General features: G+C 48.2%; 3 protein-coding genes. 2 read left to right on the top strand and 1 reads right to left on the bottom strand.

Going from position 1 to position 2,452, the window contains the following annotated elements; all coding sequences use genetic code 11:
- Positions 1-475: 475 nt before the first annotated feature.
- On the bottom strand, positions 476-634 hold the full coding sequence (locus tag C7453_RS19040; protein ID WP_170143289.1) for a hypothetical protein: 159 nt from the start codon (positions 632-634) through the stop codon (positions 476-478).
- Between the two features lie 368 nt (positions 635-1,002).
- Between C7453_RS19040 and C7453_RS18540 the strand changes: the two genes are divergently transcribed.
- Positions 1,003-1,797, top strand: coding sequence for an IS5 family transposase (locus tag C7453_RS18540; RefSeq protein WP_114729662.1), 795 nt, complete (start codon positions 1,003-1,005; stop codon positions 1,795-1,797).
- Positions 1,798-1,827: 30 nt separating this feature from the next.
- Positions 1,828-2,106: a hypothetical protein gene (locus C7453_RS18795; protein WP_141289234.1), complete on the top strand. Its 279-nt coding sequence runs from the start codon at positions 1,828-1,830 to the stop codon at positions 2,104-2,106.
- The last annotated feature ends 346 nt before the right edge of the window (positions 2,107-2,452 follow it).

The raw sequence follows: 2,452 nt of genomic DNA on the forward strand, positions 1-2,452 counted from the left end.
CTTAGTGACTGTTTGGAAAGTCAGAAATTAGCTTGAAATCATGAGTTATACCAAGGCCATTTGGTCAGATTTTTTCATGTAACCAAATGTATCTTGCATTGATATATCTATAATGTTCTTATTTTGTTCACTCTTGAATCGAGTGCCATTGTTGGACCAACATAGCAACGAGGCCGGGTGTATCAGCACCCGGCCTCGTTAGGGGAGAGACCTCTCCCCTGATGGATTCCACCCAACTCAAGCACAGGAACCCAACCTCATGGCCGCTAGAGACCTAGCCCAAGCGGAAATCGAAAGGTGCGCTGCCATATTTTACGCTACAGGACAAATTACCGTACCCGATACTAGCATAATACAGGCAGCCAAACGCGAGGATATGCAAATGGTAGCTTCTCGCATTTTGAAAAATATTCTGAAATAATAACCAGTGGGTGGCGGTTGAGCCGCCACCCACTTTTTACCAAAAATGCAGAAATTAACGACGAACTTCCTGAGGGTCACTGAAGAACCGGGGATTTCCGTACTGCATTTTTATGAGTTCTTTTGCATTGAACATATTACTTGCAGTTACAACAACCTCCTGAACAATACCGTTTTTCAGGAAAATTTTCGCTTTAAAGAGTCTCTCAGCCATCTTTGTCACCGTGTTTCATTGCCCTGCCAAGGGCACAGCTACGCCACCGACACCTCCTGGCGTCGGGCGGTTGGCAGCGTGTGAAACAAGGTGAACGCACGCCCTGCCTATTTCCCAGATAGTGAACAGCTTTCACCGTTCACCGCTGGACCATAGGTCCGGGTGTTGTATTCGGCAGGCCACCCGACATAGGGGCCGCCTCGTTTCAATCGCGCTGCCAAGCGCAACGGCAGCCTAGCACATGACCGATCAGGGGGCTACAGCGCATGCTAGTAGACTGATATATAACAATATTACAAAAATTTTAATTGATTTTCTCGCCCATTTCATTATCATTATGGAATGATATTTGCGTTGTGCCTATAGCGATGGGTTACGACACAGACCTCACTGACGACCAGTGGAGGTTAATCAGGCGTCACATCCCACGCGCCAAAAAGGGCGGCAGGCCGCGCGAAACCAGCATGAGGCGGGTTATTGACGCCATCATGTATGTGGTGACGCATGGGTGCAAATGGCGCGGGTTGCCCAAGGACTTCCCGCCGTGGCGCACGGTGTACGGCTATTTTTCCGACCTACAAAGCCGGGGCCGGTGGCGACGTATCCACTACGCCCTGTATGAGATGGTGCGTGATGAAGCAGGTAGATCGCCAGACACTACCTTGCTGATTATCGACAGCCAAAGCGTGAAAACCGGCAAATGTGCCGAGGCTCCTACCAAGGGCTATGATGGCGGCAAGCGCGTCAAAGGGCGCAAGCGCCACGTCCTGGTCGATAGCATGGGCTTGTTGGTGGACGTGGCCGTTACCCCGGCTAACGTGCATGATACCAAAGGCGCCGTGAAGGTCCTCAAAAAGTATCAGAAACGGGTGAAACAACCCCGCGTGAGGAAGGTCATCGGGGACAAGGGATACCGTGGCGAAATGCTGAAAGGCTTCGTTCGCAAAGCGTTCAAAGCCGTAGTAGCCATAGGCCAGAACCACACCAGCACCGCCAACGGTTTCGTGCCCGACGAGAAGAGATGGCTGGTGGAACGTGGCTTCGCTTGGTTGGGCGATTATTGGCGCCTATCCATTGATAGAGAACGCCTCATGGCGCATAGTTGTGCCATGGTGAGACTAGCCTTCATCAGATTGATGCTGAGAAGGCTAGTGTCCGTGTAGTGAAAAGTCGAGGTAGATATGTCAGTAATCATGATTACTTATGATTTACATAAACCGGGTGATAGCGGATACAATGCGATTTATGAATACATAAAAGGATATGAACATCGGCATCCGGTAGAATCGGTGTGGTTTATCGACACGTTAAAATCCCCCAAGGAAATTAGGGATGAAATGGAATCTATATTACCTTATCCTGAAAATGATAGACTAATTGTTATTCGACAAAAGAAAAGTGGATGGGCGACTTTCCGCACCCCTATTTTGGCCAAATGGTTTAATGACGATTCCAGAACTTGGGATAAATAATTTTATTGGTCCTGATCTTTACCATCGTGGGAGGGGTCAAAAAAATGATCTGCGCCGAGTTCTGAATTATTTAATGATTTTCTTACACCAATGGGTTGGCCATTCTCTATTTTAGCATGTAGGAGCAATGCTTTTGCGACAAGATGTAAGGCATAGCGTCGCCAACCAAGATATTTGAGGCTCTTAATCAATTTTCCGTTCTCCATTAGGAACAAATTGGGCACAATTAGCCCTACCCATTTTTACCCAAAGGGCAGAAATTACCCTCATATAGGTAAACCTGCCCAAGTCGGCATACGCCGCCTCAGGGTTTCAGACCGTTCTATGACTTTTCAAACAGTCACTT

Source organism: Gluconacetobacter liquefaciens, assembly GCF_003350405.1.
In the GTDB taxonomy this organism is placed as follows: Bacteria; Pseudomonadota; Alphaproteobacteria; order Acetobacterales; family Acetobacteraceae; genus Gluconacetobacter; species Gluconacetobacter liquefaciens.